Source organism: Janthinobacterium sp. 64, assembly GCF_002813325.1.
Classification (GTDB): Bacteria; Pseudomonadota; Gammaproteobacteria; order Burkholderiales; family Burkholderiaceae_D; genus Janthinobacterium.
Genome location: NZ_PHUG01000001.1, coordinates 1,545,283 through 1,557,899, shown reverse-complemented (window position 1 = coordinate 1,557,899; position 12,617 = coordinate 1,545,283). Strand labels below are relative to the sequence as shown.

At 63.3% G+C, this 12,617-nt stretch carries 13 protein-coding genes; 9 read left to right on the top strand and 4 right to left on the bottom strand.

Annotation, left to right across the window (positions count from 1 at the left end; genetic code table 11):
• Nucleotides 1-103 precede the first annotated feature (103 nt).
• Genes CLU91_RS06785 through CLU91_RS06775 form a run of 3 tightly spaced genes read left to right on the top strand, consistent with a single transcriptional unit; the run spans nt 104 to nt 1,754 of the window.
• The gene (locus CLU91_RS06785) at nt 104-667 is read left to right on the top strand and encodes a GNAT family N-acetyltransferase (protein ID WP_100873547.1); all 564 of its coding nucleotides are present in this window, start codon (nt 104-106) and stop codon (nt 665-667) included.
• Nucleotides 664-1,212, top strand: a complete 549-nt coding sequence (locus tag CLU91_RS06780) for a GNAT family N-acetyltransferase (RefSeq protein WP_100873546.1) — start codon at nt 664-666, stop codon at nt 1,210-1,212. Before CLU91_RS06785 ends, CLU91_RS06780 begins: the two co-directional genes overlap by 4 nt.
• Nucleotides 1,213-1,253: 41 nt before the next feature.
• Nucleotides 1,254-1,754 carry a DUF1993 family protein gene (locus CLU91_RS06775; protein WP_100876612.1) on the top strand — a complete coding sequence of 167 codons (501 nt, stop codon included), beginning with the start codon at nt 1,254-1,256 and terminating at the stop codon, nt 1,752-1,754.
• Between the two features lie 3 nt (nt 1,755-1,757).
• On the opposite strand, the gene CLU91_RS06770 is transcribed toward CLU91_RS06775, so the two are convergent.
• Genes CLU91_RS06770 through CLU91_RS06760 form a run of 3 tightly spaced genes read right to left on the bottom strand, consistent with a single transcriptional unit; the run spans nt 1,758 to nt 4,146 of the window.
• A complete protein-coding gene (locus tag CLU91_RS06770) occupies nt 1,758-2,213 on the bottom strand; it encodes a hypothetical protein (protein WP_100873545.1) in 456 nt (151 codons plus the stop codon).
• Nucleotides 2,210-3,187 (bottom strand): D-2-hydroxyacid dehydrogenase, encoded by a 978-nt coding sequence (locus tag CLU91_RS06765; RefSeq protein WP_100873544.1) that lies wholly within the window; start codon nt 3,185-3,187, stop codon nt 2,210-2,212. The genes CLU91_RS06770 and CLU91_RS06765 overlap by 4 nt, the downstream gene beginning before the upstream one ends.
• Nucleotides 3,184-4,146: a LysR family transcriptional regulator gene (locus CLU91_RS06760; RefSeq protein ID WP_100873543.1), complete on the bottom strand. Its 963-nt coding sequence runs from the start codon at nt 4,144-4,146 to the stop codon at nt 3,184-3,186. Before CLU91_RS06760 ends, CLU91_RS06765 begins: the two co-directional genes overlap by 4 nt.
• A 190-nt stretch (nt 4,147-4,336) precedes the next feature.
• On the opposite strand from CLU91_RS06760, the gene CLU91_RS27810 reads away from it, so the two are divergent.
• From CLU91_RS27810 to CLU91_RS06735, 6 genes are all read left to right on the top strand, one after another.
• Nucleotides 4,337-4,507, top strand: a complete 171-nt coding sequence (locus tag CLU91_RS27810; RefSeq protein WP_157814632.1) for a hypothetical protein — start codon at nt 4,337-4,339, stop codon at nt 4,505-4,507.
• Nucleotides 4,504-5,364, top strand: coding sequence for an alpha/beta hydrolase (locus tag CLU91_RS06755; protein WP_100873542.1), 861 nt, complete (start codon nt 4,504-4,506; stop codon nt 5,362-5,364). The genes CLU91_RS27810 and CLU91_RS06755 overlap by 4 nt, the downstream gene beginning before the upstream one ends.
• 281 nt (nt 5,365-5,645) lie before the next feature.
• Entirely contained in the window at nt 5,646-6,890 is a 1,245-nt protein-coding gene (locus CLU91_RS06750; RefSeq protein WP_100873541.1) for an efflux RND transporter periplasmic adaptor subunit, read from the top strand.
• 2 nt (nt 6,891-6,892) lie between these two features.
• Nucleotides 6,893-10,093 (top strand): efflux RND transporter permease subunit, encoded by a 3,201-nt coding sequence (locus CLU91_RS06745; RefSeq protein WP_100873540.1) that lies wholly within the window; start codon nt 6,893-6,895, stop codon nt 10,091-10,093.
• Nucleotides 10,094-10,137: 44 nt separating this feature from the next.
• Nucleotides 10,138-11,580: an efflux transporter outer membrane subunit gene (locus CLU91_RS06740; protein ID WP_100876611.1), complete on the top strand. Its 1,443-nt coding sequence runs from the start codon at nt 10,138-10,140 to the stop codon at nt 11,578-11,580.
• Nucleotides 11,581-11,730: 150 nt separating this feature from the next.
• The gene (locus CLU91_RS06735) at nt 11,731-12,288 is read left to right on the top strand and encodes a fasciclin domain-containing protein (RefSeq protein ID WP_198521266.1); all 558 of its coding nucleotides are present in this window, start codon (nt 11,731-11,733) and stop codon (nt 12,286-12,288) included.
• Nucleotides 12,289-12,354: 66 nt separating this feature from the next.
• On the opposite strand, the gene CLU91_RS06730 is transcribed toward CLU91_RS06735, so the two are convergent.
• Entirely contained in the window at nt 12,355-12,609 is a 255-nt protein-coding gene (locus CLU91_RS06730) for a hypothetical protein (protein ID WP_100873539.1), read from the bottom strand.
• Between the last annotated feature and the right edge of the window lie 8 nt (nt 12,610-12,617).

Genomic DNA, 12,617 nt, shown 5'->3' with positions numbered 1-12,617 from the left:
ATATTGCCATACTACATTAAAAAGCAAAGCCACAAAGTTGCCACATCGTTATAGTTGCATGGAATAATAGGCATTGCCCGTTTGAACCTTCGATTGGAGTCGCATGGCCTACACGAAAATCCTCACCACCGAGCGCCTGATCCTGCGCAAACCGCAACCATCGGATGAAGCGCGCTTCTACGCCATGCATGCCGATCCCGAAGTGATGCGCTATTTCAGCGAACCGCCATGGCAGGATGCCAGCATTGCCGCGCGCAAGCTTGCCGAGGACATCGCCGCTTTCGACAACGAGGAATTCTTCCGCTTCGCCGTCACGCTGAAGGCGACGGGCGAATACATGGGCAGCTGCAGCCTGTTTTCCGAGCACCGCCAGAACCGGCGTGCCGAAATCGGCTATGCGCTGGCGCGCCCGCACTGGGGCAAGGGCTATATGCAGGAAGCCCTGTCGGCACTGCTGGAATACGCCTTCATCGAGCGCGACCTGAACCGTCTGGAAGCCGATATCGATCCGCTCAATACGGCTTCGGCCAGCGCTCTGGAACGCCAGGGTTTCAAGCAGGAAGGTTTCTTGCCCGAACGCTGGATCGTCGGCGGCCACGTCAGCGATACGGCCCTGTACGGCTTGCTGCGGCGCGAGTGGGAAGCGCGCCGCAAGGACGCCGCGTGAGCCATCGCGGGAAGGCGCAATGGCCGCGCACCGATCATCCCCTGGTGACCTTGCGCCACCTGGAACGCAGCGATGCGTGCGCGTGGTACGCATATCTGGCGGACCCTGTTGTGGTCGAGCATACGAGCTGGGACTTGCGCAGCGTCGACGACTTGCAGTCCAATTTCGATGACTACGCATCGGCCCAGCCGTCCTCGCCCATCCGCCTGGCCGTGGTGCTGCGCGACGGCGGCCGGCTGGTGGGCACGGTCGGCTTGAATGCCATTTCTCCGCAGCACCGCACGGCGGAAATCGCCTACGACCTGTCGCCTGCCGTCTGGGGCCAGGGCGTGGCCACGGCCATCGTGAACGCTGTCGTGGACTGGGGCTTCCAGTGTCTGGGCTTGCTGCGCATCCAGGCGGCCGTGCTGGAGAGCAATGCACGTTCGATCCGCGTGCTCGAGCGCTGCGCTTTCGAGCGCGAAGGTTATTTGCGCAGCTACCGGCAAATTCGTGGAAGATCCGGCAACTTCTGGCTGTATGCGCGCATCGCCGGCGAGCCATGAGCCTAGGTGTGGCACAGCATTTTCAACTGGAAGAGAACCTCATGCAGATCAGTCCCGTTACCGTTTTTTCCCGCTCGCTGGCGCAGCTGTCCGCCATGCTCGACAAGACGGGCACGGCGCCGCAACTGCTGGCGGCGCGTTTGCATCCGGACATGCTGCCGTTCGCCCAGCAAGTGCGCGCGGCCGTGAGCTTTTCCCTGCGCGGCTGCTGCCCGCTGGCGGGGCTGGACGTGGCCGATTTCAGCGCTGCCGCCAGCCTGCAGGAACAGATCGCGCAGACCATGCGCTACCTCAAGGACATTCCCGCAGAGCGTTTTGACGGGCCGCCCGAACGCCTCTGCCGCGACCGCGCCGGCTTTGCCGACATCGCGCTGCCGGCCGATGACTATTTGAATTTATACATCCTGCCGAATTTCTACTTTCACTTCGGCATGGCGTATGCGATCGCCCGCAGCCAAGGTGCCGCCATCGGCAAGGGCGATTTTGACGGCTATCACGCCTATGCGCCGGGATTTTCATTCGAGACGCCGGCCGCATCGTAAGAACTACAGTCCAGCCTCCTTCCAGGCGGAAAACCCCAGCCGCTTCAACAGCCGGCCCGACAGCCCGCAACTCCAGCAGCTGATCTGGATTTGCCGGTGCTGTGCCGGGTTCGCATGCCAGGCTTGCCCGGCGTAGTCGAGCAGGGCCTCGCTGAGCGGGGAGGCGTCGGCTGTCGCAGGCAGGCGTGCCATCAATTCGAACACGCCGTGAGGCGTCTCCCTGACCTGCAGCAAACCGGCCAGCAAGGCGCGCAGCACGGCGCCGTCGATGTTGGCGCTCGCTTGCGTGAACCGTTGCTGCCAGGTTAAATCGCGCTGCTGCCACAGTTGTAGCAGCGCGGGCACGTCGGCCGTCCGCAGCTGCCTGATCAGCTCGTCTGCTTCCTGAAACAGGTCGAGGCGCTCGTATTCCTCGTCGTCGCCGCACAGCAATTCATCGAGTTCGTGCAATACGCTCATGCCACCACGTTCGTGGGCGCACCCCGTTCGAACGCTTCCACGTTGCCGATCAAGATGTCGGCCAGCTTTTGCATGGCTTCGCCACTGGCCCAGGCCGTGTGCGGCGTGAGGATGAAGTTGGGCAGGCGCAGATTCAACAGCGGGTTGTCGGGCAGCGGAGGCTCCTTCGACAGCACGTCGAAACCGGCGCCGGCGATCACGCCACGGGTCAACGCCTCGGCCAGCGCCGCCTCGTCGACCAGGCCGCCCCGTGCCGTGTTGATCAGCAGCGACGTTGGCTGCATGCGCGCCAGTTCTGCCGCGCCAAGGATATTGCGCGTGGTGTCCGTCAGCGGCAGGTGCAGGCTCAGTACGTCGGACGTGGCCAGCAATTCGTCGAAACTCACTTGCGTCACGCCGTCGTCCTCGATGGGCGAGCGGTTATGTACGATGACTTGCATGCCGAAGGCGCGCCCCAGCTGCGCCACGGACTTGCCCAGCGCGCCGTAGCCGAGCAGGCCCAGGCGGCTGCCGGCCAGGTCGCGGATCGGGTGGCCGAACAGGCAGAAGCGGTCGGACGCCTGCCACAGGCCCGCTTCCACGTCCGCGCGGTAAGCGACCAGCTGGCGGCGCAGGGCGAGCATCAGGGCCAAGGTATGTTCCGGCACGGTGGCGCGCGCATAGTCGCGGATATTCGCCACGACGATGCCCCGTTCGCGGCAGGCGGCCAGGTCGATGATATCCGTGCCGGTGGCGGCCACGGCGATCATCTTCAGATTGGGCAATTGCGCCAGCTCGGCCGCGCGCAGCGGCACCTTGTTCGTGATGGCGATCGTGGCGCCTTGCAGGCGGGACACCGTCTGTTCGCTGCCCTTGGTGTGCGCATGCTCTTCCCAGCTGTGCGCGAAGGCGGGCGCACGCACGGTGGCGATCAGGCTGTCGCGGTCGAGAAAGACGATGCGGTGCGGTTGCGGCGATGTGCTTGCTGCGGTCATGGCTGGGCCTCGGTCTGGGTGGCACGCGCGCTCGCGGGACTGCTCTTGCCCTTGAGCTGCGTGGCCGGGTGGTTGGTAAACATGTCGGCGACCCACTCGACAAACACGCGCACCTTGGCGGACAGGTGGCGGTTGGGCGGATAGATCACGTGGATGGGCAGCGGGTCGGATTCCCATTCACTGAGCAATTCCACCATTTTGCCCTGTTCTATCAGCGGCGCAAGCATGAAATGCGTCATTTGCACGATGCCCAGGCCCGCCAGGCCGGCGGCCGTGTAGGCGTTCGAGTCGTTCAGGGCGATATGGCTGGGCATGGCGATCTGGATGCGTTCGCCCGCGCGCGTGAAATCCCAGTCAAACGTTTTGCCCGTCTTGGCGGAGAAAAAATTCACACCGCGGTGGCGGGGCAGGTCGTCCGGGTGCAGCGGCGTGCCATGGTGCGCCAGATAGCCGGGCGAGGCGCACGTCATGAAGTGCAGCACGCCGACCCGGCGCGCGATCAGGTTCAGGTCGCCCAATTCGCCGCCGCGCACGGCGCAGTCGACGCCTTCCTCGATCAGGTCGACGGGGCGGTCGCTGCAACCGAGTTCCAGCGAAATGTCCGGGTAGCGGGCAAAAAAATCGGGCAGGGCGGGGATGATCAGTTCGCTGGCCAGGGCCGTGGGCGCATCCACGCGCAGGCGTCCGCTGGGGCTCAAGCGCGTGCGCGACAGCGATTCCTCGGCCTCGCGCACGTCCGACAGGATGCGCACGCAGCGTTCGTAATACGCGGCGCCGTCGGAGGTGATGCTGACGTGGCGCGTGGTGCGGTTGAGCAACTTGACCGACAAGCTCGCTTCCAGCGACTGGATCAGGGTCGACACGGTGGCTTTTGGCAACTGCATGTTTTCCGCCGCGCGCGTAAAGCCGCCCGCATCGACGACTTGGATGAAAACTTCCATGGCTTGCAGCTTGTTCACTTGAAATCCTATCACTTTAGACGCGATTATTCAGAATCCTGAACAATCAATTCGTCATTGCACTCTTTATCAGATTGTAGATCAAGTCTATAGTTGTTGTACTGCAGCATAAATGTGATGCCGCAGGCAGTACAACAGGAGAAACATCATGGCTTATCGGAATGGAATCTTTGCAGTGTTCGCTCTCGCTATGAGCTCGCTCGCTCTGGCCGCGATGGTATCGACGGATGCGTATTCACTGGCGGCGCAAAGCGAAGCCAGTGCTTACAGCGCCCTGACCCATGAAGTGGGCGGCGTCGCCCTGTTGTGCCTGAACGACACCGTAGGCGATGCTGCGGTGCAGCCGGTGGTGGCGCAATGAGCGTTGCCGGCACCGCGGCCGAACTGGCACCTGGCCAGGCGCTGAAGATACGCGACATCGAGGTGCAGGGCGCGCAGGATGCGCTCGGCGCGCGCGTCTACACGGCCGGCGTACCGGGCGCCAGGCAGCCGAGCCTGATCGTCTTCTTCCACGGTGGCGGCTTTGTCGCCGGCGACCTGGAAGACGCGGACGACTTCCTGCGCTGCCTCGTGCTGAGCAACCCGGACCACGTGGTGCTGGCCGCGAACTACACGCTGGCGAAGGTGCGTCCATTTCCTGCCGCCGTGGAAGACGCGCACGCCGTGCTGCTGTGGGCAAAAAAGAACAAGTCCAAGCTGGGCTGGACGGGCAAGCAGATGGTGGTGTCGGGCATCGAAGCGGGCGCCAACCTGGCTGCCGTGTGCGCCATGATGTCGCGCGACCGGGGCGGACCGCCCCTCGCGGGCCAGGTGCTGATCATGCCCATGCTCGACCCCGGCCTGTCGACTTGCTCGATGCGCAGCTTGCCGAGCTGTCCCGACCTGGCGGAAGTGGCGGACCAATGCGCCGCCGCCTACCGCGGCTACCTGCCGAATGCCGCTGACCGTACCCATCCGTACGCGTCGCCATTGCAGTCGAGCCGCCTGAAGAACCTGCCGCCGGCGCTCATCCTGTCCAGCGAAGACGACCCATTGCGCGATGAGGCTGAACAATACGGCAGCAAACTGATCGCCTGCGGCATCAAAACCACCGTGCGCCGCATGGCCGCCGCGCCGCTGCAAGACGCGACCGCCCGTAATGAGTGCGCCTGCAAGGTGCAGGTATTGAGTGAAATCGCCAGCTTTGTCGCTGGATTGGGGCAGGAGCCCGAGTCATGACGCCGCCATCTGCGGCACCGCAAAAAAACTTACACTAACTAGTTTACTTTTTGAGTTTCGGTTGCTACACTACGCAGTGTAGTTCCCATCTTGTCTGCGTTGTGCGCTCGCACAGCCAGCTTCGTCGTCCCCGTCCGCTTTTAACCCGCTGGCGGCCTGTTTACCTTTGATCGAGCGCCGTCGGGCGCCATGGCACCACCATACGCTGCAGTTTCCACTTTTAGCTGGGTTGCTTCCTGCCGCCCATACCATTAGAAATTTTCATAAAACAGGGAAATAAAATGAAAAACGTTCAACAATTTTCCACTCTGCTGAAGCCCCTGGCTGCCTCGCTCGCGCTGGCAGGACTGGTGGCCGTGAGCCTGGCTGGCTGCGATTCGGCCAATAGCAAGGTGCCCGACGCGCCAGCGGCCGGCGGCCCGCCCATCTCGGCCGCCGCCGTCGTTGAAAAACAGATCACGGAAACGCAGGAATTCTCGGGTCGCCTGGAAGCGATCGAGCGCGTGGAAATCCGCTCGAGAGTCGGCGGTTTCATCACGGCCGTCAATTTCAAGCCGGGCAGCGAAGTGAAAAAGGGCGACGTGCTGTTCATCATCGATCCGCGCCCGTTCCAGGCCGAAGTGTCGCGCGCCGAAGGCACGGCAGCCTCGGCCCGCGCCAAGGCGGAACTGGCCAAGCTGGAACTGTCGCGCGCTGAAAAGCTGCTGGCCGAAAAAGCCATCGCCCAGCGCGAATTCGATGAAAAGGCTTCGGGCCTGAAAGAGCTGGACGCGAATGTCCGCTCGGCGCAAGCCGCGTATGAAGCGGCCAAGCTGAACCTGTCGTACACGCAGGTGCAGGCGCCGATCAGCGGCCGTGTCAGCAAGGCCGAAATCACCGTCGGCAACCTGATCGACGCTTCCGCCATTTTGACTTCCGTGGTGTCGACGGACCGCATCTACGCCAGCTTCGACGGCGATGAAGATACGTATCTGCGCGTGGCCGGTACGGCGCAAAAGGGCACGCCCGTCACCGTCAAGGTCGGCCTGGCCAATGAAACGGGCTTCCCGCATGAAGGCAAGCTGGAATTCGTCGACAACCAGCTCGATCCGGCCACGGGCAGCGTGCGCATGCGCGCCACCTTCGCCAACGCCGAGCGCCAGCTGGTGCCTGGCCTGTTCGCGCGCATCTTGCTCGACGGCGGCAACGGCCCGCAGGCGCAAAGCACGGCGCTGTTGATCTCCGACCGCGCCGTCGGCACGGATCAAAGCCGCAAATACGTCTACGTGGTGGGCGCCGACAACAAGGCCGAATACCGCGCCGTCAAGCTGGGCCCGACCTCGGACGGCTTGCGCGTGGTGCGCGAAGGTCTCAAGGCGGGCGAGAAGATCGTCGTCAACGGCTTGCAGCGCGTGCGCCCCGGCGCCCCCGTGACGCCGCAGATGGTGGCCATGGATTTCGATCCGACCGCGCCCGTCGCTCCGGCAAAACCTGAAGTAAAAGACGCCAAGATCGCCGCGAAAGCAGCATCGACTTCCAAGGAATAAACATGAATTTTTCCCGCTTTTTCATCGACAAGCCGATTTTCGCGGCGGTGCTGTCGATCGTCATATTCGTGGCCGGGCTGCTGTCGATTTTCGGCCTGCCCATCTCCGAATATCCCGACGTCGTGCCGCCATCCGTGGTGGTGCGCGCGCAGTACCCGGGCGCCAACCCGAAAGTGATCGCCGAAACCGTGGCCGCGCCGCTCGAAGAGCAGATCAACGGCGTCGAGAACATGCTCTACATGTCCTCGCAAAACACCTCCGATGGTTCGATGATGCTGACCGTGACTTTCAAGATCGGCACCAACGTCGAGCAGGCCGAAACGCAGGTGCAGAACCGCGTGCAGCGCGCCTTGCCGCGCCTGCCCGAGGAAGTGCGCCAGATCGGCGTGACGACGGTCAAATCGTCGCCGAATCTGACCATGGTGGTGCACCTGGTTTCGCCGAACAAGCGCTATGACGACATGTACCTGCGTAACTACGCGGTGCTGAACGTCAAGGACCAGCTGGCCCGTCTGCCCGGCATGGGCGATATCCAGATCTTTGGCGCCGGCGACTACGCCATGCGCATCTGGCTCGACCCGCAAAAGGTAGCGGCGCGCGGCATGACGGCCAATGACGTCGTCGACGCGATTCGCGAGCAGAACGTGCAGGTGGCCGCCGGCGTGATCGGCGCCTCGCCAGCGAAGAACTCGGACTTCCAGCTGACCGTCAATACCCAGGGCCGTCTGCAGACGCCCGAGGAATTCGGCGCCATCATCGTGCGCACGAATGCCGACGGCGCCGTCACGCACCTGAAAGACGTGGCGCGCGTGGAAATGGGCGCCAACAGCTACTCGCTGCGCTCCTTGCTGAACAATAATCCGGCCGTCGGCATGGGTATTTTCGAGGCGCCGAACGCCAACGCGCTGCAACTGTCGTCCGACGTGCGCTCCAAGATGGACGAGCTGAAAAAAGACTTCCCGCAAGGCGTGGAATACCGCATCGAGTACGACCCGACGCAGTTCGTGCGTTCGTCCATCGAAGCCGTGATCCATACCCTGCTGGAAGCCATCGCCCTGGTGGTGCTGGTGGTGATCATCTTCCTGCAAACCTGGCGCGCATCGATCATTCCGCTCTTGGCCGTTCCCGTCTCCATCGTCGGCACCTTTGCCGTGATGCTGGGCTTTGGCTTCTCGATCAACACGCTGTCGCTGTTCGGCCTCGTGCTGGCCATCGGTATCGTCGTCGATGACGCCATCGTGGTGGTGGAAAACGTCGAGCGCAACATCGAGGAAGGCCTCTCGCCGCGCGACGCCACCATCCAGGCCATGAAAGAGGTCAGCGGTCCCATCGTCGCCATTGCCCTGGTGCTGTGCGCCGTGTTCGTGCCGATCGCCTTCGTGCCGGGTTTGTCGGGCGAGTTCTACCGCCAGTTCGCGCTGACCATCGCCATTTCGACCGTGATCTCGGCATTCAGCTCGCTGACCCTGGCGCCGGCCCTGTCGGCCGCGCTGTTGAAACCGCACGATGCGCCGAAAGACGCGCTGACGCGCGGCATGGACATGGTCTTCGGCCGCTTCTTCGCCTGGTTCAACCGCTTTTTCGGCCGCGCTTCGCACCGCTATGAAGCGGGCGTGAAAGGCGTGTTGGGCCGCAAGAGCGCTTCGCTGGGCGTGTATGCACTACTGGTCGTTGCCGCCATCTTCACCTTCAAGTCCGTGCCGGCCGGCTTCGTGCCAGCGCAGGACAAGCAATACCTGGTGGGCTTTGCGCAATTGCCTGACGCCGCCTCGCTGGACCGCACGGAAGATGTCGTGCGCCGCATGTCCGACGTCATCAAATCGGTGCCTGGCGTCGAATCGACCATCGCCTTCCCCGGCCTGTCGATCAACGACTTCACCAATGCACCGAACGCCGGCATCGTCTTCGCCACCCTGAAACCGTTCGACGAGCGCACCACCAAGGAACTGTCGGGCGGCGCCATCGCGGCCGAGATCAACAAGCGCCTGGGCGGTATTCAGGACGCCTTCATCATGGTCTTCCCGCCACCGCCCGTCAACGGCCTCGGTACCATCGGCGGCTTCAAGATGATGATCGAAGACCGCGGCAACCTCGGTTACGACGCGCTGTACAACGCCACCCAGGCGCTGGCCGCCAAGGCCTACCAGACGCCGGAACTGGCGGGCGTGTTCTCGGGCTACCAGATCAACGTGCCGCAGCTGTTTGCCGACGTCGACCGCGTGAAGGCCAAGCAGATGGGCGTGCCGCTGGCGACCATCTACCAGACCTTGCAGATCAACCTCGGTTCGCTGTACGTGAATGACTTCAACCAGTTTGGCCGCACCTACCAGGTGCGCGTGCAGGCCGATGCGGCGTTCCGTTCGCACGCGCAGGATATCGCGCAGCTGAAGGTGCGTAGTAACAAAGGCGAAATGATCCCGCTGTCTTCCTTGATGCGCGTGAAGGACAGCTATGGCCCGGACCGCGTGCAGCGCTACAACGCCTACGCCGCAGCCGACTTCAATGGCGGCGCCGCCCCTGGCGTATCGAGCGGCCAGGCGCAAGCCGCGCTGGAACGCATCGCCAAGGAAGTGCTGCCGCAGGGGATTTCGTATGAATGGACGGAGCTGACCTACCAGGACATCTTGTCCGGCAATACGATGATCTACGTCTTCCCGCTGTGCGTGCTGCTGGTGTTCCTGGTGCTGGCCGCCCAGTACGAAAGCTGGACCTTGCCGCTGGCCGTGATCCTGATCGTGCCGATGTCGATCCTCTGCGCTCTTCTTGGCGTGAAACTGACCGGTGGCGACAACAACGTGTTTACCCAGATCGCGCTGTTCGTGCTGGTGGGGCTGGCATCAAAAAATGCGATTCTGATCGTGGAATTTGCCCGCGAACTGGAAGAGCATGGCCGCAGCGTCGTGCAAGCGGCGCTGGAAGCATGCCGTCTGCGTCTGCGTCCGATTCTGATGACGTCGATCGCTTTCATCATGGGCGTGGTGCCCCTGGTGTTCTCGAACGGCGCCGGTTCGGAAATGCGCCATGCAATGGGCGTGGCGGTCTTCGCCGGCATGCTGGGCGTGACCTTCTTCGGCCTGTTCCTGACGCCCGTGTTCTACGTACTGCTGCGCACCCTGGCGCAGCGTTTTGAGAAAAAACCAGCCGCCGCTGCCGCCAAGCCAAGCGCTGCGCCAGCGCTGGACCTGGAAGGAGATATATATTGAAAACCAAGGAAATCATCTGGCGCGTCAAGCCCGTCTTGAGCGCCATGGCCGCCGCAGTCCTGCTGGCCGCCTGCGCGGCGCCGGAGTTCAAGCAGCCGCAGATCGAGACGCCGGTGGCCTTCAAGGAAGTGCAAGCGCCTGCCGTGCAGACGGCGGCCGACGGCACGCGCTGGAAGCAGGGCGTACCGGCCGAGCGCCAGGCGCGCGGCGAATGGTGGCTGGCCTTCAATGATACGGCCTTGACCAGCTTGATCAACGAAGCCACGCAAGCGAATGCCAACCTGGCGGTGGCCGCCGCCCGCGTCAAGCAGGCGAGGGCGATTGCCGGCATCGCCGAAGCGGACCGCATCCCGCAAGTAGGCGTCAACGTGGGCGGCCAGCGCAACCGCGCTTCCGCCGTGTCGCTCGGCTTGCCGAACGGCGCGCCGGTGGCGGCGACCAACGTCTACCAGGCCAACCTGACGGCCAGCTACGAAGTCGATCTGTTCGGCAGAGTGGCGTCCAACGTCAGCGCCTCGCGCAGCGATGCGCTGGCCGTGGAAGCGACTTACCGTTCCGTGCTGTTGTCGCTGCAGGCCGACGTGGCGCAAACGTACTTCCAGCTGCGCGCCACGGATGCGGAACTGGCGACACTGGAACAGACGGTGCGCCTGCGCGAGGAAAGCGTGCACGTGAACCAGCGCCGCTATGACCTGGGCGACATCGGCGAGTTCGATTTGTCGCGTGCCCGCACGGAGCTGTCGACGACGCGCGCCGAAGCCATCGGCCTGCAGCGCCAGCGCGCCACCAGCGAACATGCGCTGGCCGTCTTGCTGGGCAAACCTGCCGCCAGCTTCACGGCGAGCGTCAACCCGCTGCAAGATAGCGGCTTCCTGCCCGTGATCCCGGCAGGCATGCCGTCGTCCCTGCTGGAGCGCCGTCCCGACATCGCGTCGGCGCAGCGCACCATGGAAGCGTCGAATGCGCGCATCGGCGTGGCGAAATCGGCCATGTTCCCGGCCTTGACCTTGAATGCTTCCGGCGGCGGCGCGTCCGATACCTTCTCGGACATCTTCAAGTGGAGCAGCCGCTCCTGGCTGTTGGGCGCTCTGATGTCGATGCCGATCATCGACGGTGGCCGCAACAAGGCGGCCGTGAGCCGCAGCGAAGCGCAGCTGGAAGAGTCGGTGGCGACGTATCGCCAGAGCGTGCTGGTGGCCTTCGCCGAGGTGGAAGACAACCTGGCCGGCTTGCGCATCCTGTCGGGCCAGACGCAGCAGATCGACGAAGCCGTCGTCTCGGCGCGCCGCTCGGCCGACCTGGCGCAAAAGCTGTACGACGCGGGCCGTTCCAGCTATCTGGACCTGCTCGACGCGCAGCGCAACCTGGCGGCCATCGAGCGTAACGCCGTGCAGCTGCGCGGCAACCGCGCCGTTACCACGGTGGCGCTGATCCGCGCCCTGGGCGGCGGCTGGGGCGAGACGGAGCCGCAGGTCGCGGCCAACTAGTTTCCTGCCTTCGGCGATAAGCCTGTCAAGAACGGCGTCGTGCTTTGCACGGCGCCGTTTTTTTGTTTTCAGCGAGTTGAATCCGTTTGCGGACCGGCTGCGTAAATACTCCTGCAATCACGCAAACGCAGTCATCCAGGAGATACCATCATGCGCACCTTCGTTCCCGCAGCACTGTTCATTACATCCATGCTGGCCGCCAGCGCCCCGTTTGCCGCCGACATGGCGACCATGGTCGGTGGCCAGAGCATGTATCCGTCCAAGGACATCGTCGACAACGCCGTCAATTCGGCCGACCACACGACCCTGGTCGCCGCCGTCAAGGCGGCAGGCCTGGTCGATACCCTGAAAGGCAAGGGTCCGTTTACCGTGTTCGCGCCGACGAATGCGGCCTTCGGCAAGCTGCCCGCCGGCACCGTCGAGACCCTGGTCAAACCGGAAAACAAGGCGACCCTGACGAAAATCCTTACCTACCACGTGGTGCCCGGCAAATATGACTTCAAGGCGCTGGCGAAGGAAATCAAGATGCACGACGGTAAAGCCACTTTGCCCACGGCCAGCGGCGGCAAGCTGATGTTCGCCATGAACGGCATGCACAATATCGTGGTGATGGACGAGGGCGGCAACAGCGCCAACATCAGCACCTATGATGTGTACCAGTCGAATGGCGTGATCAATGTCATCGACACGGTACTGATGCCGAAATAAATGGACGAAAAAGCGGACGAAAAAAAGACAGGGAAAACCCTGTCTTTTTGGCTTGCGCGGTCTTGATTACTTGGCTGGCGCTGCTGGTTCTGCAGGTGTGGCCGGTGCTGCTTTTTCTGCAGGAGCGGCTTTCTTCGCCTTGTGATGCTTGGCTTTCTTGTGCGTCGCAGGCTTGACGGCGGCTGCCGGTGCTTCGGCCTTGACGACTGGGGCGACGACAGGAATCGGTGCCACTGGTGCGACTGGCGCGACGGCTGGTGTCTGGGCGAAAGCGGCGGTGGCGAACAGGCTGGCGATCAGGGTGGCGATAACTTTTTTCATTTTAAGAT

Coding starts and splice junctions, on each gene's coding strand:
- CLU91_RS06785 (WP_100873547.1), top strand. CDS start 104: ATGGCCTACACGAAAATCCTCACCACCGAGCGCCTGATCCTGCGCAAA.
- CLU91_RS06775 (WP_100876612.1), top strand. CDS start 1,254: ATGCAGATCAGTCCCGTTACCGTTTTTTCCCGCTCGCTGGCGCAGCTG.
- CLU91_RS06770 (WP_100873545.1), bottom strand. CDS start 2,213: ATGAGCGTATTGCACGAACTCGATGAATTGCTGTGCGGCGACGACGAG.
- CLU91_RS06765 (WP_100873544.1), bottom strand. CDS start 3,187: ATGACCGCAGCAAGCACATCGCCGCAACCGCACCGCATCGTCTTTCTC.
- CLU91_RS27810 (WP_157814632.1), top strand. CDS start 4,337: ATGAGCTCGCTCGCTCTGGCCGCGATGGTATCGACGGATGCGTATTCA.
- CLU91_RS06755 (WP_100873542.1), top strand. CDS start 4,504: ATGAGCGTTGCCGGCACCGCGGCCGAACTGGCACCTGGCCAGGCGCTG.
- CLU91_RS06750 (WP_100873541.1), top strand. CDS start 5,646: ATGAAAAACGTTCAACAATTTTCCACTCTGCTGAAGCCCCTGGCTGCC.
- CLU91_RS06745 (WP_100873540.1), top strand. CDS start 6,893: ATGAATTTTTCCCGCTTTTTCATCGACAAGCCGATTTTCGCGGCGGTG.
- CLU91_RS06740 (WP_100876611.1), top strand. CDS start 10,138: ATGGCCGCCGCAGTCCTGCTGGCCGCCTGCGCGGCGCCGGAGTTCAAG.
- CLU91_RS06735 (WP_198521266.1), top strand. CDS start 11,731: ATGCGCACCTTCGTTCCCGCAGCACTGTTCATTACATCCATGCTGGCC.
- CLU91_RS06730 (WP_100873539.1), bottom strand. CDS start 12,609: ATGAAAAAAGTTATCGCCACCCTGATCGCCAGCCTGTTCGCCACCGCC.